The sequence below is a fragment of the Streptomyces sp. NPDC005811 genome, from assembly GCF_040630405.1.
GTDB lineage: Bacteria > Actinomycetota > Actinomycetes > Streptomycetales > Streptomycetaceae > Streptomyces.
The window spans coordinates 11,533-34,208 of record NZ_JBEXXK010000024.1; the positions used below are offsets into that span (position 1 = coordinate 11,533).

18 protein-coding genes are annotated in these 22,676 nt (G+C 71.9%); 8 read left to right on the forward strand and 10 right to left on the reverse strand.

Annotation, left to right across the window (positions count from 1 at the left end; translation table 11 throughout):
- Positions 1 to 90: 90 nt before the first annotated feature.
- On the forward strand, positions 91 to 2,976 hold the full coding sequence (gene gcvP, locus ABZ490_RS25235; RefSeq protein ID WP_358993979.1) for an aminomethyl-transferring glycine dehydrogenase: 2,886 nt from the start codon (positions 91 to 93) through the stop codon (positions 2,974 to 2,976).
- 59 nt (positions 2,977 to 3,035) lie between these two features.
- Here gcvP and ABZ490_RS25240 read toward each other — a convergent pair whose 3' ends face one another.
- The 6 genes from ABZ490_RS25240 to ABZ490_RS25265 all read right to left on the reverse strand — a co-directional run bounded on the left by ABZ490_RS25240 (position 3,036) and on the right by ABZ490_RS25265 (position 8,782).
- Positions 3,036 to 3,455 (reverse strand): TOBE domain-containing protein, encoded by a 420-nt coding sequence (locus ABZ490_RS25240; protein WP_358993982.1) that lies wholly within the window; start codon positions 3,453 to 3,455, stop codon positions 3,036 to 3,038.
- Positions 3,456 to 3,483: 28 nt separating this feature from the next.
- Positions 3,484 to 4,569 carry an ABC transporter ATP-binding protein gene (locus tag ABZ490_RS25245; RefSeq protein WP_358993985.1) on the reverse strand — a complete coding sequence of 362 codons (1,086 nt, stop codon included), beginning with the start codon at positions 4,567 to 4,569 and terminating at the stop codon, positions 3,484 to 3,486.
- On the reverse strand, positions 4,566 to 5,411 hold the full coding sequence (gene modB / locus ABZ490_RS25250; RefSeq protein ID WP_358993988.1) for a molybdate ABC transporter permease subunit: 846 nt from the start codon (positions 5,409 to 5,411) through the stop codon (positions 4,566 to 4,568). Before modB ends, ABZ490_RS25245 begins: the two co-directional genes overlap by 4 nt.
- Positions 5,408 to 6,238 carry a molybdate ABC transporter substrate-binding protein gene (gene modA / locus ABZ490_RS25255; protein ID WP_358993991.1) on the reverse strand — a complete coding sequence of 277 codons (831 nt, stop codon included), beginning with the start codon at positions 6,236 to 6,238 and terminating at the stop codon, positions 5,408 to 5,410. Before modA ends, modB begins: the two co-directional genes overlap by 4 nt.
- Before the next feature lie 160 nt (positions 6,239 to 6,398).
- Positions 6,399 to 6,794 carry a helix-turn-helix transcriptional regulator gene (locus ABZ490_RS25260; RefSeq protein ID WP_358993994.1) on the reverse strand — a complete coding sequence of 132 codons (396 nt, stop codon included), beginning with the start codon at positions 6,792 to 6,794 and terminating at the stop codon, positions 6,399 to 6,401.
- A gap of 35 nt (positions 6,795 to 6,829) precedes the next feature.
- Positions 6,830 to 8,782 (reverse strand): amino acid transporter, encoded by a 1,953-nt coding sequence (locus ABZ490_RS25265; protein WP_358993997.1) that lies wholly within the window; start codon positions 8,780 to 8,782, stop codon positions 6,830 to 6,832.
- Positions 8,783 to 9,120: 338 nt separating this feature from the next.
- Here ABZ490_RS25265 and ABZ490_RS25270 point away from each other — a divergent pair, with 338 nt between their 5' ends.
- The 4 genes from ABZ490_RS25270 to ABZ490_RS25285 are packed head-to-tail and all read left to right on the forward strand — an operon-like array spanning position 9,121 to position 13,354.
- The gene (locus ABZ490_RS25270; protein WP_358994000.1) at positions 9,121 to 10,413 is read left to right on the forward strand and encodes an extracellular solute-binding protein; all 1,293 of its coding nucleotides are present in this window, start codon (positions 9,121 to 9,123) and stop codon (positions 10,411 to 10,413) included.
- A gap of 4 nt (positions 10,414 to 10,417) precedes the next feature.
- A complete protein-coding gene (locus ABZ490_RS25275) occupies positions 10,418 to 11,413 on the forward strand; it encodes a sugar ABC transporter permease (RefSeq protein ID WP_358994002.1) in 996 nt (331 codons plus the stop codon).
- Positions 11,410 to 12,240, forward strand: a complete 831-nt coding sequence (locus ABZ490_RS25280; RefSeq protein ID WP_358994005.1) for a carbohydrate ABC transporter permease — start codon at positions 11,410 to 11,412, stop codon at positions 12,238 to 12,240. Before ABZ490_RS25275 ends, ABZ490_RS25280 begins: the two co-directional genes overlap by 4 nt.
- A 58-nt stretch (positions 12,241 to 12,298) precedes the next feature.
- Positions 12,299 to 13,354 carry an endo-1,4-beta-xylanase gene (locus ABZ490_RS25285; protein ID WP_358994007.1) on the forward strand — a complete coding sequence of 352 codons (1,056 nt, stop codon included), beginning with the start codon at positions 12,299 to 12,301 and terminating at the stop codon, positions 13,352 to 13,354.
- Here the strand turns inward: ABZ490_RS25285 and ABZ490_RS25290 are convergent.
- From ABZ490_RS25290 to ABZ490_RS25300, 3 genes are all read right to left on the reverse strand, one after another.
- Positions 13,347 to 14,390: a LacI family DNA-binding transcriptional regulator gene (locus tag ABZ490_RS25290; protein WP_358994009.1), complete on the reverse strand. Its 1,044-nt coding sequence runs from the start codon at positions 14,388 to 14,390 to the stop codon at positions 13,347 to 13,349. The genes ABZ490_RS25285 and ABZ490_RS25290 overlap by 8 nt on opposite strands.
- 201 nt (positions 14,391 to 14,591) lie before the next feature.
- Positions 14,592 to 14,780 (reverse strand): DUF5999 family protein, encoded by a 189-nt coding sequence (locus tag ABZ490_RS25295; RefSeq protein ID WP_358994012.1) that lies wholly within the window; start codon positions 14,778 to 14,780, stop codon positions 14,592 to 14,594.
- 368 nt (positions 14,781 to 15,148) lie between these two features.
- The gene (locus ABZ490_RS25300; protein ID WP_358994015.1) at positions 15,149 to 15,742 is read right to left on the reverse strand and encodes a hypothetical protein; all 594 of its coding nucleotides are present in this window, start codon (positions 15,740 to 15,742) and stop codon (positions 15,149 to 15,151) included.
- A gap of 581 nt (positions 15,743 to 16,323) precedes the next feature.
- Between ABZ490_RS25300 and ABZ490_RS25305 the strand changes: the two genes are divergently transcribed.
- Together ABZ490_RS25305 and ABZ490_RS25310 are read left to right on the forward strand one after the other, a co-directional pair.
- Positions 16,324 to 17,841 carry a glutamate--cysteine ligase gene (locus tag ABZ490_RS25305; protein WP_358994018.1) on the forward strand — a complete coding sequence of 506 codons (1,518 nt, stop codon included), beginning with the start codon at positions 16,324 to 16,326 and terminating at the stop codon, positions 17,839 to 17,841.
- Positions 17,842 to 18,019: 178 nt separating this feature from the next.
- Positions 18,020 to 18,799: a CPBP family intramembrane glutamic endopeptidase gene (locus ABZ490_RS25310; RefSeq protein ID WP_358994365.1), complete on the forward strand. Its 780-nt coding sequence runs from the start codon at positions 18,020 to 18,022 to the stop codon at positions 18,797 to 18,799.
- A 12-nt stretch (positions 18,800 to 18,811) separates the two neighbouring features.
- Here the strand turns inward: ABZ490_RS25310 and ABZ490_RS25315 are convergent, their stop codons facing one another.
- Positions 18,812 to 19,624 (reverse strand): PhzF family phenazine biosynthesis protein, encoded by an 813-nt coding sequence (locus ABZ490_RS25315; protein ID WP_358994021.1) that lies wholly within the window; start codon positions 19,622 to 19,624, stop codon positions 18,812 to 18,814.
- A 227-nt stretch (positions 19,625 to 19,851) separates the two neighbouring features.
- Between ABZ490_RS25315 and ABZ490_RS25320 the strand changes: the two genes are divergently transcribed.
- A complete protein-coding gene (locus tag ABZ490_RS25320; RefSeq protein WP_358994023.1) occupies positions 19,852 to 22,614 on the forward strand; it encodes a LuxR C-terminal-related transcriptional regulator in 2,763 nt (920 codons plus the stop codon).
- The last annotated feature ends 62 nt before the right edge of the window (positions 22,615 to 22,676 follow it).

Sequence of the window (22,676 nt, forward strand, 5' to 3'; positions counted from 1 at the left end):
CTCTCAGGTTGAGATGACAGAGGGGGAGGCCGTCCGGGCACCCGCGCCGTGGTGTCCTCGAAGGTCGCGTCAGACCAGGAGGCCTCAGACATGACCGCCGATCGCATTCCGCTCTCCCGGCTCGAACAGGGCATCCCCTTCGAGCAGCGTCACATCGGGCCCGACCAGGAAGCGCGGGCCAAGATGCTCGCGCACGTCGGCTACGGCTCCCTCGACGAGCTGACCGCCGCCGCCGTCCCCGACGTGATCAAGAACGCCGACGCCCTGGACCTGCCGGACGCGCGCACCGAGGCGGAGGTCCTGGCGGAGCTGCGCTCGCTGGCCGACCGCAACCAGGTCCTCGACTCCATGATCGGCCTCGGCTACTACGGCACCTTCACGCCGCCGGTGATCCTGCGCAACGTCATGGAGAACCCGGCCTGGTACACGGCCTACACGCCCTACCAGCCGGAGATCTCGCAGGGCCGGCTCGAGGCGCTGCTGAACTTCCAGACCATGGTCGCCGACCTCACCGGGCTGCCCACCTCCGGTGCCTCGCTGCTCGACGAGGGCACGGCCGCCGCCGAGGCGATGGCCCTGTCCCGCCGCATGGGGAAGAACAAGAAGGGCCTCTTCCTGGTCGACGCCGACGTGCTGCCCCAGACCGTGGCCGTGCTGCAGACCCGTGCCGAGCCGACCGGCGTGGAGATCGTGGTCGCCGATCTCGGTGAGGGCATCCCCGCCGGGATCGCCGAACGTGAGATCAACGGTGTGCTGCTCCAGTACCCGGGTGCCTCCGGGGCCGTGCGCGACATCAAGGCCGTGATCGACCAGGCGCACGGGCTCGGCGCGCTCGTCACCGTCGCCGCCGATCTGCTCGTGCTGACCCTGCTGAAGTCGCCCGGTGAGCTGGGCGCGGACATCGCGGTCGGCACGACCCAGCGCTTCGGTGTGCCGATGGGCTTCGGCGGACCGCACGCCGGATACCTGGCGGTGCAGGAGAAGTTCGCCCGCAGCCTGCCCGGACGGCTCGTCGGGGTGTCCGTGGACGCGGACGGGCACAAGGCCTACCGGCTCGCGCTCCAGACGCGCGAGCAGCACATCCGCCGGGAGAAGGCGACCAGCAACATCTGCACCGCCCAGGTGCTGCTCGCGGTCATGGCCGGCATGTACGCCGTGTACCACGGGCCCGACGGGCTGCGGACCATCGCCGCGCGCACCCACCGCTACGCCGCGATCCTCGCCGGGGGCCTCACGGCCGGCGGGTTCGAGGTCGTGCACGGCTCCTACTTCGACACGCTCACCGTGCGGGTGCCGGGCCGGGCCGGAGAGATCGTCGCCGACGCCCGCGGACGCGGGGTCAATCTGCACCTCGTCGACGCGGACCACGTCTCGATCGCCTGCGACGAGACCACGGCACGGGCCCAGCTGGCCGCCGTATGGGCAGCCTTCGGCGTGGACGGGGACGTCGAGGCGCTCGACGCGGCCGCCGGGGACGCGCTGCCCGAGGCGCTGCTGCGCTCCGACGCGATCCTCACCCACCCCGTGTTCCACCAGCACCGCTCCGAGACCGCGATGCTGCGCTATCTGCGCCGGCTCGCCGACCGGGACTACGCGCTCGACCGGGGCATGATCCCGCTGGGCTCCTGCACCATGAAGCTCAACGCGACCACCGAGATGGAGCCGGTCACCTGGCCCGAGTTCGGCCAGCTGCACCCCTTCGCGCCCGCCGAGCAGGCGGAGGGCTACCTCACGCTCATCCGGGAGCTGGAGGACCGGCTCGCCGAGGTCACCGGGTACGACAAGGTGTCGCTCCAGCCCAACGCCGGGTCGCAGGGCGAGCTTGCGGGCCTGCTGGCCGTGCGTGGTTACCACCGGGCCAACGGGGACGAGCAGCGGACCGTGTGTCTCATCCCGTCCTCCGCGCACGGCACCAACGCGGCGAGCGCCGTGATGGCCGGGATGAAGGTCGTCGTCGTGAAGACCGCCGAGGACGGCGAGATCGACGTCGAGGACCTGCGGGCGAAGATCGAACTGCACCGCGACGAGCTGGCCGTGCTGATGATCACGTACCCGTCGACGCACGGTGTGTTCGAGGAGCACGTCGCCGACATCTGCGCCCAGGTCCACGAGGCGGGCGGACAGGTCTACGTCGACGGCGCCAACCTCAACGCGCTCGTCGGGCTGGCCAAGCCGGGCCACTTCGGCGGTGACGTCTCCCACCTGAACCTGCACAAGACCTTCTGCATCCCGCACGGCGGCGGCGGTCCCGGCGTCGGCCCCGTGGCCGTGCGCTCGCACCTCGCGCCGTATCTGCCGAACCACCCGCTCCAGCCCGCCGCCGGGCCCGAGACGGGTGTGGGGCCGATCTCGGCCGCGCCCTGGGGCTCCGCGGGGATCCTGCCGATCTCGTGGGCGTACGTGCGGCTCATGGGCGGCGAGGGGCTGAAGCGGGCCACCCAGGTGGCGGTGCTCAGCGCCAACTACATCGCCAAGCGGCTCGAGCCGCACTACCCGGTGCTGTACACCGGCCCGGGCGGGCTGGTCGCGCACGAGTGCATCATCGATCTGCGGCCGCTGACCAAGGCGACCGGGGTGAGCGTGGACGACGTGGCGAAGCGGCTGATCGACTACGGCTTCCACGCGCCGACCATGTCGTTCCCGGTGGCGGGGACGCTGATGATCGAGCCGACCGAGTCCGAGGACATCGTCGAGCTGGACCGGTTCTGCGAGGCGATGATCGCCATCCGCGCGGAGATCGAGAAGGTGGGCTCGGGGGCGTGGCCGGCGGAGGACAACCCGCTGCGCCAGGCGCCGCACACCGCCCGGGCGCTCGGCGGGGAGTGGGAGCACGCGTACACCCGTGAGGAGGCCGTCTTCCCGGCCGGGGTGTCGGTCGCGGACAAGTACTGGCCGCCGGTGCGCCGGATCGACCAGGCCTTCGGTGACCGGAACCTGGTCTGCTCGTGCCCGCCGCTGGACGCGTACGAGGACTGATCGGCAGGAGGCGCAGGGCCCGTCCGGGTGCCGGACGGGCCCTGCGCCCGTTCTCCGGCTCAGGCCGTCGCCAGGGAGACCTCGGTGGCCTTGATCAGGGCGACGACGTCGGAGCCCACGAAGAGCCCGAGGTCGGTGGCCGCGTCCTTGGTGATCGCCGCCGTGAGCTCACCGCCGGCCACGGAGACCCTGACGACGGCCATGACCGTGCCGGTCGTCAGGCCGGTGATGGCACCCGGGACCTGGTTGCGGATCGAGAGGCCCTCGACGTGGTGCGTGGCGAGGGAGACCTCCGTCGACTTCACCAGGGCGCGGACGGCGGTGCCGGGGGTGAGGCCGAGGTCCTGTACGGCGTCCAGGGTGATGGCTGCCGTGAGGTCCTGTCCGCCGTCCAGACGGACCTGGACGGTGGCCATGGCCTCGCCGGGGTGGACGGCGGTGACGGTGCCGGGGAGCTGGTTGCGGATGCTCAGGGTCATGGGAACCCACGGTAGGGCCCCGAGTCCCTCATGCCGGGTATGCGTGAGTCTGTGCCGCTTTGACTGTCGCCCAGACCGCCGTGCCCGGGTGCAGATCCAGCTCGGCCGCGGCGACGGTCGTGAGGTCGGCGGCGAGCGGGAGTTCGCCCGTGAGGGCGGCCCGGATCTGGTCGCCGTGGGTCTCCAGGCCCGCGACCTCGCACCGCCAGAGGTTGCGGGCGCTGGAGCCCGTGGGGCGGTCGCGGTGGAGGGTGACCGCGCTCGGCGGGAACGCGACGAACACCGGCCCGGAGAGGATCTCCGTGGTGGTGATGGCCGGGCCGGTGTCCAGGCGCACGGCATGGCCGTCGGCGTGGCCGCGGTAGAGGTTCAGACCGACCAGCTGGGCGATGTAGTCCGTGCGCGGACGGCGGGCGATGTCCGCCGGGGTGCCCTCCTGGACGACCAGGCCCTCCTCGACGACGACCAGGCGGTCCGCGAGGACCATGGCGTCCAGCGGGTCGTGCGTGACGAGCACGGCTACCGCCTCGAACTCGGCCAGATGGCGGCGGAGCTGGGCCCGCACCTCCAGCCGGGTGCGGGCGTCCAGGGCGGCGAGCGGCTCGTCCAGGAGCAGCAGACGGGGGTGGACGGCGAGGGCGCGGGCCAGGGCGACACGCTGGGCCTGGCCGCCGGAGAGCCGGCGGGGCCTGGCGCCGGCGTGCGCGGCCAGCCCCATGCGGTCCAGCCACGCGGTGGCCTGGGCGCGCGCCTCCGCCTTGGTGGCGCCTTGGCAGCGCGGTCCGAACGCGACATTGTCCAGGGCGCTGAGGTGCGGGAACAGCAGATAGTCCTGGAAGACCACGCCGACCGGGCGGGCCTCGGGCGGGGTGCGCTCCAGGGCCGTGCCGTCCAGGCGGAGGTGCCCGCCGGTGAGCGGGACGAGACCGGCGAGGGCGCGCAGGGCGGTGGTCTTGCCGGCGCCGTTGGGCCCGAGCAGCGCCACGACGTCGCCGGGGGCGGCGGTCAGGGCGACGTCGAGACGGAAGGAGCCGCGGTCGACGACGAGGCGGGCGTCGAGGCCCTCGCCGGACAGGGCCGGTGACACGGCGGTGTCCTTGCCGAGCGTGGTCATGACGCGGTCATCCAGCGGTCGCGCAGCCCGGCGAGGACGGCGATCGACACGGCGAGCAGCACCAGACTGAGGGCGATGGCCGCCTCCGGATCGCTCTGCAGGGCCAGATAGACGGCGAGCGGCATGGTCTGGGTGCGCCCCGGGAAGTTGCCCGCGAAGGTGATGGTCGCCCCGAACTCGCCGAGGGCGCGGGCCCAGGCGAGCACGGCGCCGGCCGCGATGCCCGGCGCGATCAGGGGGAGCGTGACCCGGCGGAAGGCGGTGAAGCGGGAGGCGCCGAGGGTGGTGGCGGCCTCCTCGTAGCTCGGGTCGGCCGCCCGGAGCGTGCCCTCGACGCTGATGACCAGGAACGGCATCGCCACGAACGTCTCCGCGACGACCACCCCGGCCGTGGTGAAGGGGAGCGTGACGCCGAACCAGGAGTCCAGCCACTGGCCGATCACGCCGTTGCGGCCGAGGGCCAGCAGCAGGGCCACACCGCCCACCACCGGGGGCAGGACCAGCGGCAGGGTCACCAGGGCGCGGACCAGGCCGCGGCCGGGGAAGTCGGTGCGCGCCAGCAGCCAGGCCAGTGGCACCCCGATCACCAGGCTCACCGCGGTCGCCGCCGTGGCGCAGACCAGCGACAGCCGCAGGGCCTGCCAGACCTCGGCGCTGGTGAGCTGCTCGGGCAGGGTGTGCCAGGGCGCCCGGACGAGGAGCGCGACCAGCGGCAGGAGCAGGAAGGCGAGGCCGAGCAGGGCGGGCAGCAGCAGGGCGAGCGGGACGCCCGTGCGGACGCGGGCGCGCCGCGGGCCGCCCTCCAGGGCGTCCGCGGCGGCCTGCTTCACGGGTGGGGTCACGGCTGGAGGAACCCGGCCTCGGTGAGGACCTTCTGTCCGTCGGCGGAGCGGACCAGTGCGATGAAGGCCTTGGCGGCCTCGGCGTTGGGGGCGTCCTTCAGCAGGGCGATCGGGTAGTCGTTGATGGCGTCGGCGGACTCGGGGAACTCCACGCCCTCCACCTTGTCACCCGCGGCGTGCACATCGGTCTTGTAGACGACGGCCGCGTCCGCCTCCTTCAGCTCGACCTTCGTCAGGGCGGCCTTGACGTCCTGCTCGTAGGAGACCGGGGTGAGCTTGAGGCTGCTGGCCTCCAGCGCCTTCTGGGCGGCGGCGCCGCAGGGCACCTCCTTGTCGCACAGCACGACCTTGAGCCCGGACTTGGTGAGGTCCTTGAGGGAGGAGACCTTGTCGGGGTTGCCCGGCAGGGTCGCGATCTCCAGCTGGTTGCGCACGAAGGTGACAGGCTCGGTGGCGTTGTCCTTGGCGTCGGTCACGATCGCCATGGTCTTGGGGCTGGCGGAGGCGAACACATCGGCCGGGGCGCCGCCCGTGATGCTCGCGGCCAGGGTGTCGCTGCCGCCGAAGTTGAAGGTGACCTTCGTGCCCGGGTGCGCCTTCTCGAACTCCTGGCCGAGCGAGGTGAAGCTCTCCTTCAGCGAGGCGGCCGCGAAGACCGTGACCGTGCCGGAGAGCTTCGCGGAGGCGGAGGCGGACGTCGAGGCGCCGGACGTGGCCGACGCGTCGCCGGAGTCGTCGGAGGAGCAGGCGCTCAGGGCCAGCAGCGCGGCGACTCCCACGCCGGTCACCTGCGCGGCGCGGCGGGTACGGCGCTCGGTACGGGTCATCACGGTGTACTCCTCGGTTTCGGCGTTCCCTCGAACGGCCCAACATCATGATGATGCCGCATGTGCAAGGCATGCGTCTTCTGGGGCTTCGCATAATCCGGGGTGATCGCCGTGAGTGGCACGCATGTGCGTTCGTACGGAGGTGCCGTCCCGCCGCGGTTCAGACGCGGTCGATGTGCACGTTCGTGGACTTCACGCGGGCGGTGGCCTCCATGCCGACCTCCAGGCCCAGCTCCTCGACGGCTTCCCGGGTCAGCAGGGAGACCAGCCGGTGCGGGCCGGCCTGGATCTCCACCTGGGCGGCGACGTCGCCGAGCTTGATCGCGGTGACGATGCCGGGGAAGGCGTTGCGGACCGAGGTGTACGGGGCGTCCTCGTCGGCGGTGTCCGTGCGGGCGAGGGAGACCGAGAACGCGGCGAGGTCCTTGCCGTCGATGAGGCGCCGTCCGCCCTCGTCCCGGTGGGTCGCCACCCGGCCGGCGTCCGCCCAGCGGCGCGCGGTGTCGGGGCTCACTCCGAGCAGCCGGGCTGCCTGTCCGATGGTGTAGCTCTGCATGGGGGTCACGATAGGGCCGCGGTTCCCCGGGGGTCTCAGCCGGTGTGGACCCGGGGCCGGCGCGAGCGGTCCGGCTCGGCCTCGCGCAGGACCTCACGGGTGACGGGGGCGACCTCGCCCTGGCCGAACAGGAAGAAGCGCAGGAAGTTGGCGAACGGGTTGCCCTCGGTCCACTCGAAGTAGATGTGCGGGATGCAGCCGGTGGTGTCGCGGGTGTGCAGCAGCAGGGCGGCCAGGGCGTTCGGGATGGAGGAGGACTCCAGGGTGAGCACCCGGTAGCGGTTGTGCAGCACCTCGCCGCGGACCGTCAGGCCCGCCTCGAACTCGGAGGGGTCGAGGACCGTCACCTCGACGAAGACGAAGTCCTCGCCGGGCAGGTCGTTGTCCTCGCGGATCTGCTCGATCTTGTCGCGGTACTCGGCCTTGTCGCGCTGGTCGGGCTCGTTGGCGATGAACCGCAGTTTCCGGCTGGCCATGTCCCGGATGAAACGTTCCGCCATCGGGTCGAGGGTCACGCTCGTCACGCGCAGCTCGAAGGCGCGGGCCAGCCGGGAGAGGAGGGAGACGAGGATGATGCCGGCGATGAAGCAGGCGCCGATCTTCACACCGTCGGGACGCTCGATGACATTGACGACCGTGGTGTACAGGAACACGGCCGAGATGACCGCGAAGCCGACGGTCCACCGGCGCTGTCCGGCCTTGTGGGCGGCGATGGTCACGGCGATGGCGGCGGAGCTGATGAGCACCAGGACGCCCGTGGCGTAGGCGCCGCCCTGGGCGTCGACGTCGGCGTCGAAGATCCAGGTGACCAGGAAGGCGACCAGGATGAAGACGATGACCATCGGGCGGACCGCGCGCGCCCAGTGCGGGGCCATGCCGTAGCGCGGCAGGTAGCGGGGCATCAGGTTGAGCAGCCCGGCCATCGCGGAGGCCCCGGCGAACCAGAGGATCGCGATGGTCGAGATGTCGTAGACCGTGCCGAAGGCGCTGCCCAGGTACTCGTGGGCGAGATAGGCGAGGGCGCGGCCGTTGGCCTGGCCGCCGGGTTCGAACTCCTTCTCCGGGATCAGCAGTGTGGTGATGAAGCTGGTCGCGATCAGGAAGACGCTCATGATCAGGGCGGCGATGGTGAGCAGCTTCTTGGTGTCCCGGATCCGGCCGGTGGGGGTCTCCTCCGTGTCGGCGGCGTCGCCCTTCACATGCGGCATGACCGCGACTCCGGTCTCGAAGCCGGACAGGCCGAGCGCGAGCTTGGGGAAGACGATCAGGGCCACCCCGACCATCGCGACGACATTGCCGTGCTCGGCCGTCAGGGCGTCGGCCCAGTCGGTGACGACATGGCCCGCGGTCACCACGTGCCAGAAGCCGACGATCACGACCACGACGTTCAGCGCGAGATAGACGCCGACCAGGGCCACCGCGACGCCGATGGCCTCCAGGAAGCCCTTCAGGAACACCGCGCCGAGCAATGCGACGAGCGCCAGGGTGATGATCATCTGCTTGTCGTGCAGGGCGCTGGTCAGATGGGGGTTCTCCACCAGGTGGGTGGCGGCGTCGGCGGCCGACAGGGTGATGGTGATCAGGAAGTCGGTGGCGGCGAAGCCCAGCAGCGTCAGCACGAACAACTTGCCCTGCCAGAAGGACAGCAGCCGCTCCAGCATCGCGATCGAGCCCTCGCCGTGGGGGCTCTCGTCGGCCACGCGCCGGTAGACCGGCAGCGCGCCGGCCAGGGTGACGATCACCAGCACGATGGTCGCGATGGGTGACAGCAGACCGGCCGCGAGCGCGGCGATGCCGGGCTGGTAGCCCAGGGTCGAGAAGTAGTCGACGCCCGTCAGGCACATCACCCGGTACCAGGGCTGGCCCTTGTGCTGGGGCTCGGCCTCGGCCTCCCGGCCCTGCTGCGCATGGCCCTTGCCCATGTCGGAGAGGCCCTCCAGCATCCAGGCGCGCAGGCGACCGGGGGGAGGCTGCTCGGTGGTGGCCATACGTGTGCTCCTGGGGGCGGGTCCGGCGTGGGGTTTCGGCCATCGCGCGGACGGCGGCTTCAGCGTAAGCGGAGAGTGACGCACAGGCCCGCGGATCATGGGCCGGATGGCGTCAAGCTTCCGTTAAGACCTCTCCGTAAGGTTCGCTGCCAGGTCCGAATGTTTCGGAGGCCTCGTGGCCCGCATCGGTCTTCGGTGCGTGAACAGATGCCAGGATTCCCTGTGTTCAGGGGGTTGCCACCTGTCGGAGGGTGTCTCTAGGGTGCGGCAGCAGCGAAGCTTTCTGGATCTGGTTCGAAACTTTCGATCTCTCCAAAGATCTACCGAAGGAGCGCATGATGGGCGACCCGGCACTGTCCCGCCGCGGCTTCCTGGCGGCCTCCGCCGCGGCCGGGGTGAGCATGACGGCACTGAGCGGCTGCGGCGGCGACTCGGACGGGGGGTCGTCGGGGACGACCACGATCGAGTGGTGGAACATCTCCACCACCCAGCCCACCAAGGACGTCTGGGCCGGACTCGCCAAGCGGTTCGAGGCACAGAACCCCAAGGTGAAGATCAAGATCGTCCAGCTGGAGAACGACCCCTACAAATCGAAGATGACCGCGCTGACCGCCTCCGGGAAGCTCCCCGACATCTTCCACACCTGGGGCGGCGGCGTCCTCCGGCAGCAGATCGACGCCGGGCTCGTCGAGGACCTCACCGACAAGAGCAAGGGGTGGGGCGACGGACTGCTCTCCGTCGCCCGCGAGCCGTACCTCTTCGACAAGAAGGTCTACGGCATCCCCTTCGACATCGGCATGATCGGCTTCTGGTACAACAAGGCGCTCTTCAAGCAGGCCGGCCTCACCGCTCCCCCCACCACCTGGAGCGGCTTCCTCGACGCCGTGAGGAAGCTGAAGGCCGCCGGGACCACCCCCCTCGCCCTGGCCGGCAAGGAGAAGTGGCCGGGCATGTACTACTGGGCCTACCTCGCCATGCGCACCGCCGGGATCGACGCCCTGCGCAAGGCGAACGACGACAAGGACTTCACCGGCGACGGATTCGTCCAGGCGGGTCAGCATCTCCAGGACCTGGTCGACCTCCAGCCGTTCCAGAAGGGCTTCCTCGGCGCCGCCTACAGCACCCCCACCGGCCAGGCCGCCACCATGGGCAACGGCAAGGCGGCCATGGAGCTGATGGGCCAGTGGGCGCCGGTGGTCGAGGCCGACGCGGGCAAGGGGCTCGGCGCCGACCTCGGCTTCTTCCCGTTCCCCGCGGTCGACGGCGGCCAGGGCGCGATCACCGAGGTCTTCGGCGGCGGCGGCGGACACGCCCTGCGCAAGGGCGCCCCGCAGGCGGCCGTCGACTTCCTGAAGTTCTTCGCCTCGGCCACCACCGACACCGAGCTGGTCAGGAAGACCGGTGTGCTGCCCGTCGTACCGGCCGCCGAGAGCGCCCTCACCGACCCCAACCTGTCCGCCGTACAGGCCCAGCTGAAGGCCGCCACCGGCTTCCAGCTCTATCTCGACCAAGCGTACGCGCCCGCCGTCGGCCAGGAGGTCAACGACAGCGTCGCCGGACTCATCGCCGGATCCAAGTCCCCCCAGCAGGTCACCGAGTCGATCACCAAGGTCGCCAAGGAAGAGCAGTAGCCGGATGGCCTCGACCTACCTCCCGGACAAGCGCAGCGCCCCGGACACCGGCCGGCCGCCGCCCCTCCCCGCGGCCGCCGGCCGGACCCGGCGCCGGGTGCTGCACTGGCTCACCGCCGTCGGCTTCCAGGTGCCCGCCCTGGTGCTGTTCGGCACCCTCGTGCTGCTGCCGATGCTGTTCGCGCTGTACGCCGCGTTCTTCCGGTGGGGCGGCTTCGGGATGCCCGAGGACTTCATCGGCGGCGACAACTTCACCCGCCTCTTCCAGGACCCGGTGTTCCTCGGCGACCTGTGGCGCTGCCTCGTCCTGGTCGGGCTCTCGCTGCTGCTCCAGCTGCCGTTCGCGCTCGCCCTCGCCGTCGCCCTCAACCAGCGCATCCGCGGGCGGGCCGTCTACCGCATGCTGTTCTTCGCGCCGTACATCCTCTCCGAGGCGATCACCGGCGTGCTGTTCAGCATGATCTTCGCCCCGGACGACGGACTGGCCGACCATCTGCTGGGCGCGGTCGGCCTGGACGGGATCGGAGGGCAGTGGTTCGCCGACCCCTCCACCGTGATGGCCACCCTGTTCCTGGTCATGACCTGGAAGTACTTCGGCTTCCACATGATGCTCTACCTCGCCGGACTCCAGTCCATCCCGGCCGAGTTGACCGAGGCCGCGCTGATCGACGGGGCCGGGCCGTGGCAGCGGTTCCGCAGTGTCACCCTGCCGCTGCTCGCCCCCACCCTGAGGATCAGCGTCTTCCTGTCGGTGATCGGCTCCATCCAGCTCTTCGACCTCGTGTGGATCGTCACCGCCGGCGGCCCCGACCACCACTCCGAGACGATGGCCGTGACCATGTTCCAGTACGGCTTCAAGCGCTACCAGGTCGGCTACGCCAGCGCGATCAGCGTGGTCATCTTCGGCATCAGCCTCGTTTTCGCCCTGGCCTACCAGCGGTTCGTGCTCCGCCGTGACCTGGAGGGCGCCACCACGACCATGCGAGGAGGCGGCTCGTGAGCGTCCGCAGACGAGGCCGGACCCTTCCCGTGCACGCGGCGCTGGTGGTCGTCGGCGCCGTGATGGCCGTACCGCTGCTGTACGCCGTGCTGTCCGGCTTCAAGTCGACCGACCAGCTCTCCCGCAACCCCTTCGGACTGCCCGACCCGTGGGTCACCTCCAACTACACCGACATCCTCGGCTCGGGCTCCTTCTGGCAACTGCTCGGCTCCAGCACGGTGATCGCGGTCGGGACGACGGTGGTGGTGGTCGCGGTGTCCGCGCTCGCCGCGTTCTCCTTCGCCCGGTTCGCCTTCCGCGGCCGCGAACTGCTGTTCACGCTGTTCACGATGGGGCTGATGTTCCCGTTCGCGGTGGCGGTCCTGCCGCTGTTCCTGCTGCTGCGCTCGCTGGACCTGCTGGACAACCCGCTCGGGGTGATCCTGCCCCAGGCCGCCTTCGGGGTGCCGATGACGATCGTCATCCTGCGCGGCTTCTTCCGCGCGATACCGGCCGAGCTGGAGGAGGCGGCGACCCTCGACGGCTGCGGGCCGCTCGGCTTCTTCTGGCGGATCCTGCTGCCGATGGCCCGGCCCGCGCTGGGCACGGTCTCCGTGCTCGCCGTCGTCGCCAGCTGGAACAACTTCCTGCTGCCGCTGCTGGTCTTCAACGAGCCGTCCTGGTGGACGCTCCCGGTCGGTGTGCAGCAGTTCCAGGGCCAGTACTCGTCCGAGTACGCCCGGATCTTCGCCTATCTCGTCCTCGCCATGGTTCCCGCCCTGGCCTTCTACTCCGTCGCCGAGCGGCAGCTCGTCGGCGGTCTCACCGCCGGCGCGACGAAGGGATGACCCGCGCCCGGCCCTGCCCGCGCCTGCCCACGCCCCACCGACCGTGAGGAGTCGCACCATGTCCCGCACCGTCCGCACCCGGCTGAGACTCGCCGGAGCGCTCGCCGCCGTCCTGGTCGCCGCCGGGATCGCCGGCGGGCCCGCCGCCCAGGCCCACGACAAGCCCCGGACCACCCTCGCGGACCTGGCCCAGCGCCACGGCCGCTACTTCGGCAGCGCCACCGACAACCCCGAACTCACCGACACCGCCTACACCCGGATCCTCGGCGACGAGTTCGACATGATCACCCCCGGCAACGGCATGAAGTGGTACGCCACCGAGCCGCAGCAGGGCGTCTTCGACTGGACCAACGGCGACGAGATCGTGAACCTCGCCCGCGCGAACCACCAGAAGGTACGGGCCCACACCCTCGTCTGGCACAGCCAGCTGCCCGGCTGGCTCACGAGCCGGGAGTGGACGGCCGACGAGCTGCGCGCCGTCCTGAAGAACCACATCCAGACCGAGGTGCGCCACTACCGGGGCAAGGTCTACGCCTGGGACGTCGTCAACGAGGCGTTCAACGAGGACGGCACCTACCGCGAGACCGTCTTCTACAAGACCCTCGGCCCCGGCTACATCGCCGACGCCCTGCGCTGGGCCCACCAGGCCGACCCCAGGGCCAAGCTGTACCTCAACGACTACAACATCGAGGCCGTCGGCCCGAAGAGCGACGCCTACTACCGCCTGGCCCAGGAGCTGAAGGCCCAGGGCGTCCCGCTGCACGGCATCGGCCTCCAGGCCCATCTCGCGCTCCAGTACGGCTATCCGGCCACCCTGGAGGACAACCTCCGCCGCTTCGCCCGCCTCCGCCTCGACACCGCGCTCACCGAGGTCGACATCCGCATGCTGCTGCCCGCGACCGAGGAGAAGCTGGCCCAGCAGGCCGAGTGGTACGCCGATCTGACCGAGGCCTGCCTCGCGGTGCGGCGGTGCGTCGGCATCACCATCTGGGACTACACCGACAAGTACTCCTGGATCCCGGCCTTCTTCCCCGGCCAGGGGGCCGCCCTGCCCTGGGACGAGCAGCTCGCGCCGAAGCCGGCGTACACCGCGATCCGTGAGGCGCTCAGCTAGCGCTCCGGGGTGGTGCGGTGCTCGACCGGACCACCAGTTCGGTGCCCAGTTCCACCCGCGGCGAGTCGGGGTGCTCGCCGCGGGCCAGCCGCAGGACCGTGCGGACGGCCAGCTTGCCCATGTCGGCGAGGGGCTGGCGGACGGTGGTCAGCGGCGGTGCCGACCAGCGGACCTCGGGGAGGTCGTCGAAACCGACCACGCTCATGTCCTCCGGGACGCGCAGTCCGCGCCGGCGCAGCGCCTCGATCGCGCCGAGGGCCATCTGGTCACTGGCGGCGAAGAGCGCGGTGGGCGGCTCGGGCAGGTCGAGGAGGGCCGTACAGCCGGTGAAGCCCGACTCGGGGTGGAAGTCGCCGGGGACGACGAGGGTTTCGTCGACGGAGAGGCCGGCCGCCTCCAGGGCGGCGCGGTAGCCGTCGTGGCGGGCGCGGGAGCACAGCAGCCGGGGCGGGCCCGCGATCAGGCCGATACGGCGGTGGCCCAGGGCCAGCAGATGCTGGGTGGCGACGAGCCCGCCGGACCAGTTGGCGGCGCCGATCGTCGGGGTGTCGAGGGCAGGGGAGCCCATCGGGTCGACGATCACCAGCGGGACGTTCAGGATGCGCAACTGCTCGTGCAGTGTGGGTTCCAGGGCCGAGGTGACCAGGATGACGCCGTCGGAGGCGCGGGCGCGCAGATTGCGCATCCACTCGCGGGCGTCCCCGGAACGGCCGTGGATCGCCGAGACGACGGTGCCCACCCCGGCCGCGTGGGCGACCTCCTCGACCCCCCGGATGATCTCCACCGCCCAGGGGCTGTCGAGGTCGTTGAAGACCAGGTCGAGCAGGGCCGCGCGGGACGCGGAGGGGGCGGCGGGACGCTTGCGGTAGCCGTGCTCGCGCAGCAGTTCCTCGACGCGGGCCCGGGTGCGCGGGGAGACGTCGGAGCGGCCGTTGACGACCCGGGAGACGGTCGGCACCGAGACACCGGCCCGGCGGGCGATCTCGGTGATGGTGACCTTGCCGCGGCCCGCGGATGCCGTGCCGTCCGCCGTCATTCCCCCACCTCCGTCGCCTCGTTCCGGGCGCCGTGCCGAAACTTCCAGGAGTCTTCCGGAAAACGCGTGCGTACGGAAGGGAAGGTGGGCGTCACGAGGAGTGAGCGGGCCGGGACACGCGTCGGGGCCGGTTCGCAGCGGCCTGCCGCGGTCCGGCCCCTCGAAGTCCCCGGACGGCGGTCCCGCGCCGTCCGGTCCTGCTCAGGCTGCGGTCGTGACCCGGTGCGGGGCGATGACCCGGCCGTCCGGCAGGAGCTCACCGGTGTCCTCGAAGAGCAGGACGCCGTTGCACAGCAGGCTCCAGCCCTGTTCCGGGTGGGCCGCCACGAGCCGGGCGGACTCCCGGTCGGCGGAGGTTGCTGTCGGGCACGGCGGCTGGTGCTGGCACATGGGTGGGTTCTTCCGCTCTGGCGTGATGTGTGTGGTGAGTGTGGTCGAGTCTGTCCCGCGGCGTGAAGCGTCGTGTACGTCGTTCATGGCCGCCCCCCGTTGTGATAAGTCGGTCGGAACCCAGTGTTGCCCTACGGACGTCGTTCCGCAGGGATTTCGCGGCACCGCCTCTCACAGGTTCATGACGCATCACCCGCGCGGGCGGTTCATCTCAACTGCACTGTCACTTCGGGTGGTTTCCAGTGGCCGGATAGGGCTAGTCCGGACGGGGACGCGGGGACGAACACCGCGGACGGCACCGTACCCCGGCACGGGGGCCGTGGTGCCGGGGTACGGGGGACCGGGGTCCGCGGGTGGGCGGTACGGCGTCAGGCGGGCGAGCCCAGCAGCGGCGGCGGCGCCGACGGCGTCACCCGGAGGGTCAGCACGGGGAGCAACTCGGCGACGCGGTGGGCGCGATGGGCGGCGATGCCGGGCGGCGCCGGGGCCAGTGGCACCAGCAGATCGGTCGCCTCGGGATGGCCGGTGGTGCCGTCGGAGTCGGTGTCGCCGTGCAGCCAGAGCGTGAGCATGTAGAGACCGGGGACCGACAGCAGTCGCGCCTGGTACGGCTGGGCCGCCGACTCGGCCTGCCGCAGGGCGCGTTCGGTGGAGGCGATGTAGGGGCCCTCGAAGAAATGGGAGAACGCCCAGCCGTCCGGCGTGAGCCGGGTCTCGGCCGCTGCCACGGCCCGGTCGCCGCAACGGATCAGGAAGCGCCAGCCGGCCAGTCGCGTCGCGGACACGCCCTCGGGGGTGATCCGGTCCAGGACATGCAGCGGCAGCGGGAGTTCGGGGGTGGCCTCGTCCTGGGCGGAGCGCATGGACGGAGTGCGGGCTTCACGGACCGCGGTGGGGGAACCGAGGGCCGTGAGGACGGAGCGCAGGGCGGGCGCGGGAGCCGGAGGGACGTGCAGCGGCATGATGGGTCGCCTCTCATTCACAGGCGGTGGCGCGAGGGCGGGGGCGGACGGCGCTGTCAGCTAGCTCTCGTGAAGGTCGGAGAGGCAGGGGCCGGGGCCTTCGGACAGCCGGGGTGCGCGAGCGGCCCGCCGTCACCTGGACGACAGGCTCCTCCGACCGCGGGGCCCACCTTCTCCGCCTTGTGCGAGGAGTTTATACGACACGTGTTCAGACTGTGTTTCGTCTAGCCGATCCCGGGACACTCGGCAAGAGTCCATTCGGTCGGCGATACGTGTGAATCATCCCGATTCAGAGCGGTGGGCGCCGCGATGACCTCGGGTTATGCGCACGCTATGGTCGGCCCATTCTCATCGGATTTTTTCACGAGTTCCCGAGTTCGAGTTCCGGGAGATAGTGAAAGAGCGGCCTGCCGCTTGCCCCGTGAATGTGCCTCCGGTCAGTCCGGACGCTTCCGGTCAGAGTAGCGGGTGGCGGGAGCCGGTGGGGACGTTATCGATCGGTCGGGCTGGGCATCATCCCACCTGACCCGGGAGACCGGCGGCCGGAGCACCGGCCCGCCCACGCGAGGAGGGACGCTTCCATGGGGGAGAAGGTCGTGGCGGGCGCGTTCGACCTGTCCGATCGGCAGCAGTACCGCGACAAGCTCCGAAGGTGCCTGACGGGGCTGGAGCGGCTTCTGGCCCAGAAGCGCTTCGACCGGCCGAAGAACCTCATGGGGCTCGAGATCGAGCTGAATCTCGCGGGCGCCGACGGCCTGCCGAAAATGCTGAATGGCGAAGTGCTCGAACGGATCGCGAGCCGTGACTTCCAAACAGAACTCGCCATGTTCAACCTGGAAGTCAACATAGCCCCACACCGATTGGGCGGGCGGGTATTCGACCGGCTCGCCGAGGAACTCCGTACGTCACTGGCATATGCCCATCGAAAGGCGGGCGAGGTCGACGCGGGAATCGTGATGATCGGTATTCTGCCGACTCTCGACCGTGACGATCTGGTCTCCACCAATCTTTCCGACGTCGACCGCTACACCCTGCTCAACGACCAGATCGTGGCCGCCCGGGGCGAGGACTTCGCCCTCGACATCGACGGCGTGGAGCACCTGTCGTGCACCTCGAAGTCGATCGTCCCCGAGGCCGCCTGCACCTCCGTCCAACTGCACCTCCAGGTCACCCCGGCCCGCTTCGCCGACGTGTGGAACGCGGCGCAGGCCGTCACCGCCGCGCAGATCGCCGTGGGCGCCAACTCGCCGTTCCTGTTCGGCCGCGAGCTGTGGCGCGAGTCCCGGCCCCCGCTGTTCACCCAGGCCACCGACACCCGGCCGCCCGAACTCCAGGCCCAGGGCGTACGGCCGCGGACCTGGTTCGGGGAACGGTGGATCAGCTCGGCGTACGAGCTGTTCGAGGAGAACCTGCGCTACTTCCCCGCGCTGCTGCCCCTGTGCGACGCGGAGGACCCGCTGGAGGTGCTGGAGGCGGGCGGGGTTCCGTCGCTGGCCGAACTGGTCCTGCACAACGGGACCGTCTACCGCTGGAACCGGCCCGTGTACGGCATCGCCGACGGCGTCCCCCACCTCAGGGTGGAGAACCGGGTGCTGCCCGCCGGGCCCACCGTGACCGACGTGATCGCCAACGCGGCCTTCTACTACGGCGTCGTCCGCGCCCTCGCCGAGGACGCGCGGCCGGTGTGGTCCCGGCTGCCCTTCGAGGCGGCCGAGGCCAACTTCGACGCCGCCTGCCGGTACGGCATCGACGCCCGGCTGCAGTGGCCGCGGCGCGGGCGGCTCGGGGGAGTGGGCGAGGTGGACGCGGTCAGTCTCGTACGGGAGGAGCTGCTGCCGCTCGCGGAGGCCGGGCTGGACGCGTGGGGGGTGGAGGCGGCCGACCGGGACTACTACCTCGGGGTGATCGAGGAGCGGTGCCGGCGGCGGGTGAACGGGGCGACCTGGCAGGTGGCGACGTTCCGGCGGGCCGTGGACGCCGGGCTGTCGCGGGACGCGGCGCTGGCCGCGATGACGCGGCGCTACGCGGAGCTGATGCACGCGGGGGAGGCTGTGCATACGTGGCCTGTGGGGGTGCCGGAGGTCGTTTCGGTCGGGTGAGCTGGGGGGTCTGATCGCGGTGCTGTGCCGGGTGCGGGGTGGTGGGGGCTGGTCGCGCAGTTCCCCGCGCCCCTCAGGTCGGCATGCGCCCCGCCCGCGCTTACGTCAGGGGTGGTGCCACGTGCTTCCGAGTCATCGGGCAAGCTGTGGTGTCCCTTGAACGGAAGCGGGTGTGCGGGTGGGCGAGGTGTACGACGAGCGGCCGTCTCGGCGGATCTTCCGGGACGAGACGCTGCTTGTGCTGGGGCTTTCGCTCGGCGCCAGCGGAGTGTCCGCGCTGATCAGTTTCATCGGCTCGGTCACCAAGCCGGGCGGGCTCAAGGACCAGGCGGCGACGCTCAACGCCTCGGCCGCGCCGGGGCGGCCCTGGCTGGACCTGGCCTGGCAGCTCTTCGGGATCGCCTCGGCGCTGGTCCCGGTCGCGCTCGTCGCGCATCTGCTGGTGCGCGAGGGACAGAGCGGGCTGCGGACCCTCGGCTTCGACCGCACCCGGCCCTGGTGGGACCTGGCGCGCGGCGCCGGCGTCGCGGCCGTCATCGGCAGCACCGGCATCGCCTTCTACCTGCTGGCCCGCGGGCTCGGCTTCAACCTCACCGTCGTCCCCGAGGCGCTGCCGGACGTGTGGTGGAAGTACCCCGTCCTGATCATGTCGGCGCTCCAGAACGCGATCCTCGAAGAGGTCATCGTGGTCGGCTATCTGCTGCGCCGCCTCGGACAGCTCGGCTGGACACCGGGCACCGCACTGGTGGCCAGTGCCGTGCTGCGCGGGTCGTACCACCTCTACCAGGGCATCGGCGGGTTCATCGGCAACATGGTGATGGGCGTGGTGTTCGTCCTGCTCTACCGGCGCTGGGGGCGGGTGGGGCCGCTGGTGGCGGCCCATGCGCTGCTCGACATCGGCGCGTTCGTGGGGTACGCGCTGCTGGCCGGGAAGGTGTCCTGGCTGCCCACGGCCTGAGCCGCCGGCCGCTCACCAGGCCAGCAGCTCGCCCTCGATGACCGTCACCGCGCGGCCGGTCAGCAGGGTCCGCTCACCGCGCAGCTCGGTGCGGACCCGGCCGGAGCGGGGCGAGGCCTGGAGACCGGTGAGCGCGGTGCGGCCCAGCCGCTCGCTCCAGTACGGGGCCAGCGCGGTGTGGGCGCTGCCGGTGACCGGGTCCTCGTCGATGCCGACGTTCGGGAAGAAGCAGCGGGAGACGAAGTCGTAGCCGAGGGCGGGGTTCTCGGCGCGGGCCGTGGCGATGATGCCGCGCCGGGAGTGGGCGCCGAGCGCCCTGAGGTCCGGCCGCAGGGCGTGCACGGTCTTCTCGTCGGCCAGCTCGACCAGCAGATCGCCCAGGTGGGGGCCGGTGTCGAGGGCGGTGAGCGGCTCGGCGCCCAGGGCCTCGGCCACCCCGTCCGGCAGGGCGGCCGGGGTGAGCGGAGCGGTCGGGAAGTCCAGGGTGATCGCCCCGTCCTCGGCCGGGGTCGCGACGAGGACGCCGCTGCGGGTGGCGAACCGCACCGGGCCGCTGTGGGCGCCCGTCCCGAACAGGACGTGGGCCGTGGCCAGGGTGGCGTGGCCGCACTGGTCGACCTCGGCGACGGGGGTGAACCAGCGCAGCGCCCAGTCCGCCTCGCCGCCCGGCGGGAGGGGGTGGGCGAAGGCCGTCTCGGCGTGGTTGACCTCCAGGGCCACGTTCTGGAGCCGGTCGTCGCCCGGGAAGGCGTCGAGGAGCAGGACCCCGGCCGGGTTCCCGGCGAAGGGACGGTCGGTGAAGGCGTCGACGATTCGCATCCGCATGGCCGTGACGGTAGGGGGTCGGCGGAGCCGTCGGCCAAGGCCAATCCACGACGGCTGGACCGATTCCTCCTCCGGGCCGCCCGGGACCGCCCCTGTCGGGCCCGGCGCCGGCAGGCTCCCCGCGGCGCACAGCTGACCTGCGGTTTCCTCCCGCTGCGCGGGAGCGCGGTCCCTGCGATGCTGGAGGAGGCGAGCGCTACCCACGATCGACACCGGGCGGTGAGCGCATGGCAGGTTTCGAGGAAGACGGTGCGGAACCCAAGGCCGCGGGGGCCGATCCGCAAGGGGATCCCTACCTGCGGACACGGTTCGCGATCCCCGCGCGGCCCGCGACGTTCCTGCGCCGCAAGCGGCTGCTGGGGCATCTCGACCGGGCCCTGGCCACCCCGCTCACCATGGTGAACGGCTCCGCCGGTGCCGGGAAGACGCTGCTGGTCGCCGACTGGGCCGCCGAGCAGGAGCCGGGCGTCGCCTGGTTCACCACCGAGGCCGCCGACCAGGGCCCCGGCATGTTCTGGGCCTATCTGCTCCAGGCGCTGCGGGCCGCCGGGGTGCCGCCGCCCTCCGGGGTGGGCAGCCCCGCGGACGCCAGCCGGGTCACCCACACCCTGCTGGCACGGCTCGCCGCCGACCTCAGCGCCCGCGAGCGGCCCGTCACCCTCGTCCTCGACGAGTACGACCAGGTCCGCGACCCCGACATCGCCCAGCAGCTGGAGTTCGTCCTGCACCACGCGGGCGGCGGTCTGCGCCTGATCCTCGTCACCCGCACGGAACCCCTGCTGCCGCTGCACCGCTACCGCGCCGCCGGACAGCTCACCGAGATCCGGGGCGCGGAGCTGGCCTTCACCCCGCAGGAGACGGCCGAACTGCTCGCGCTGCACGGGCTGAGCCTGCCCCTGCCCGCGGCGGGCGCCCTCGTGGAACGGACCCGGGGCTGGGCCGCCGGGCTGCGCCTGTGCGCCCTCGCCGCGCAGGAGAGCCCGGACCCGGAGACGTATCTGAAGGAGTTCGAGGCCGACCGCAGCACCGTCGCCGACTTCCTGCTCGCGGAGGTGCTCAAGCAGCAGAGCCCGGAGGTCCAGGACCTGCTGCTGCGGGTCAGCGTCCTCGAACGGCTCTGTCCCGAGCTCGCCAACGCCCTGACCGAGCGGGGCGACTCCGAGCCGATCCTGGCCGGGCTGCACCGGGAGAACGCGTTCGTCGAGGACCTCGGACACGCCTGGTACCGCCTGCACCCGCTGTTCGGGGAGATCCTGCGGGCCCATCTGCGGGTGCGCGAGCCCGGCCTGGAGCCCGAGCTCCATCTGCGGGCCGCCCACTGGTTCGGGCGGTCCGGGCTGCTCACCGAGACCCTCGGGCACGGGGCCGCGGCGGGCGACTGGGAGTTCACCGCGAGCGCCCTCGTCGACGACCTCGCGATCGGCCAGCTCTTCACCGGTCTGCGCTCCGACGATCTCGTCGAGCTGTTCTCCCACATGGGCCCCGAGGCCGGCAGCCCGGCGACGGAACTCGTCCGGGCCGCCCGGGACCTGTCCCGCTGCGATCTGGAACACGGCCTGGCTCATCTGCGGGAGGCGCAGCGGGGGTTGGCGGAGAGGGGGGCGGCGAGCCCGGCGGATGCGGACTCCGTGCGTACGGATTCCCTGCATGCGGATTCCGTGCCCACGGATACGGCCACGGACGCCGATGCTCCGGGAGGTGCCGCCGTCCCCGACGAGGCCGCCGCCCGGCTCAGCTGCGCCCTGCTGGAGGCCTCCGCCGCCCGCCTGACCGGCTCGCCCGCGCGGGCGGAGGCGGCCGCGGCGGAGGCCGAGAAGGTCCGCGGCCGGGTCCCCGCCCATCTGCTGGACAAACACCCCGAACTCACCGCGCTGCTGCTGACCCACCTGGGCTCGACCCGGCTGTGGGCCGGGCGGTTCGAGGAGGCGCGGGCCGCCCTCACCCCTGCCGCCGACTGCCCCGGCGGGGCCTCGACGGCGCTGCTGCGCGAGGACGCCCTCGGCCGGCTGGCCCTGATCGACTGCCTGGACGGCTGGGCCGGCCGCGCCGAACGCAAGGCCCGAGCGGCGATGGCCGAGACGGAACGGTTCGGACTGCCCCGGTCGGCCGGCTCCGGCATCGGGCTGCTCGTCCTGGCCGCGGTGGCCGTCGACCGCAACGAGCTGAACGAGGCGCAGGCCCTCCTCGACGCGGCGGCCGAGTCGCACCCGGCCCTGCGCGACCCGGTGAGGGAGGCCGGCCGCGCCCTCGCCACCGCCCGGCTGCACCTGGCCCGCGGCGACACCCGGGGCGCGCTCGACGCGGTGGAGCCGGCCGTCACCGCCGAGGTCGTCTCGCCCTGGGCGGCGGGCCAGTCGGCGCTGGTCGCCTCCGCCGCCCATCTCGCGGAGGGCCGGCCCGAGGCCGCCGTACGCCTGCTGCGCGAGGTGCCCGAGGACCAGGTCGCCTGCGCGGTGGAGGAGGCGCGGGCCCGGCTGGCCGCGGGGGAGCCCGGCGAGGCCGTCGACCTGCTCGACCGGACGCGCCCCGAGGAGCACTGCGGGCCCGCGGTGACCGTCCGGGCCACGCTGGTGCGGGCCCGGGCCGCCGAGCGGACCGGCGATCCCGCCGCCGCGCGCCGGCTCGTCGCCCGGGCCCTGCGCGAGGCGCGCCGCGACCGGCTGCGCCGGCCGTTCCTGGAGACCGGCTCCTGGCTCCGGCCCCTCCTGCGCACCGGCCCCCTCCAGGAGCTGGCCGGCGGCTGGCTCACCCCCGGCGCGCCCCCGCCGCCCGCCGAGGAGGCGCCCGCGGTGGTCGTGGAGGAGCTCAGCGGACGCGAGCGCGATGTGCTGCGACGGCTGGCGATGATGATGTCCACCGAGGAGATCGGGGCCGATCTCTATGTGTCGGTGAACACGGTCAAGACCCACCTCAAGAGCGCCTACCGCAAGCTCGGGGTCAACCGCCGCCACGACGCGGTGCGCCGGGCACGGGAACTCGGTCTGCTCTGACGGCCCTCCGCGCGGCAAGGGAAAGATCGCCATTGATTATAAAGTCGGGTTGTCGGCTTGTT

Excerpts from the sequence above, each read along its gene's own strand:
- gcvP (WP_358993979.1), top strand. The coding sequence starts at position 91 with ATGACCGCCGATCGCATTCCGCTCTCCCGGCTCGAACAGGGCATCCCC.
- ABZ490_RS25240 (WP_358993982.1), bottom strand. The coding sequence starts at position 3,455 with ATGACCCTGAGCATCCGCAACCAGCTCCCCGGCACCGTCACCGCCGTC.
- ABZ490_RS25245 (WP_358993985.1), bottom strand. The coding sequence starts at position 4,569 with ATGACCACGCTCGGCAAGGACACCGCCGTGTCACCGGCCCTGTCCGGC.
- modA (WP_358993991.1), bottom strand. The coding sequence starts at position 6,238 with ATGACCCGTACCGAGCGCCGTACCCGCCGCGCCGCGCAGGTGACCGGC.
- ABZ490_RS25260 (WP_358993994.1), bottom strand. The coding sequence starts at position 6,794 with ATGCAGAGCTACACCATCGGACAGGCAGCCCGGCTGCTCGGAGTGAGC.
- ABZ490_RS25265 (WP_358993997.1), bottom strand. The coding sequence starts at position 8,782 with ATGGCCACCACCGAGCAGCCTCCCCCCGGTCGCCTGCGCGCCTGGATG.
- ABZ490_RS25270 (WP_358994000.1), top strand. The coding sequence starts at position 9,121 with ATGGGCGACCCGGCACTGTCCCGCCGCGGCTTCCTGGCGGCCTCCGCC.
- ABZ490_RS25275 (WP_358994002.1), top strand. The coding sequence starts at position 10,418 with ATGGCCTCGACCTACCTCCCGGACAAGCGCAGCGCCCCGGACACCGGC.
- ABZ490_RS25285 (WP_358994007.1), top strand. The coding sequence starts at position 12,299 with ATGTCCCGCACCGTCCGCACCCGGCTGAGACTCGCCGGAGCGCTCGCC.
- ABZ490_RS25290 (WP_358994009.1), bottom strand. The coding sequence starts at position 14,390 with ATGACGGCGGACGGCACGGCATCCGCGGGCCGCGGCAAGGTCACCATC.
- ABZ490_RS25295 (WP_358994012.1), bottom strand. The coding sequence starts at position 14,780 with ATGTGCCAGCACCAGCCGCCGTGCCCGACAGCAACCTCCGCCGACCGG.
- ABZ490_RS25300 (WP_358994015.1), bottom strand. The coding sequence starts at position 15,742 with ATGCCGCTGCACGTCCCTCCGGCTCCCGCGCCCGCCCTGCGCTCCGTC.
- ABZ490_RS25305 (WP_358994018.1), top strand. The coding sequence starts at position 16,324 with ATGGGGGAGAAGGTCGTGGCGGGCGCGTTCGACCTGTCCGATCGGCAG.
- ABZ490_RS25315 (WP_358994021.1), bottom strand. The coding sequence starts at position 19,624 with ATGCGGATGCGAATCGTCGACGCCTTCACCGACCGTCCCTTCGCCGGG.
- ABZ490_RS25320 (WP_358994023.1), top strand. The coding sequence starts at position 19,852 with ATGGCAGGTTTCGAGGAAGACGGTGCGGAACCCAAGGCCGCGGGGGCC.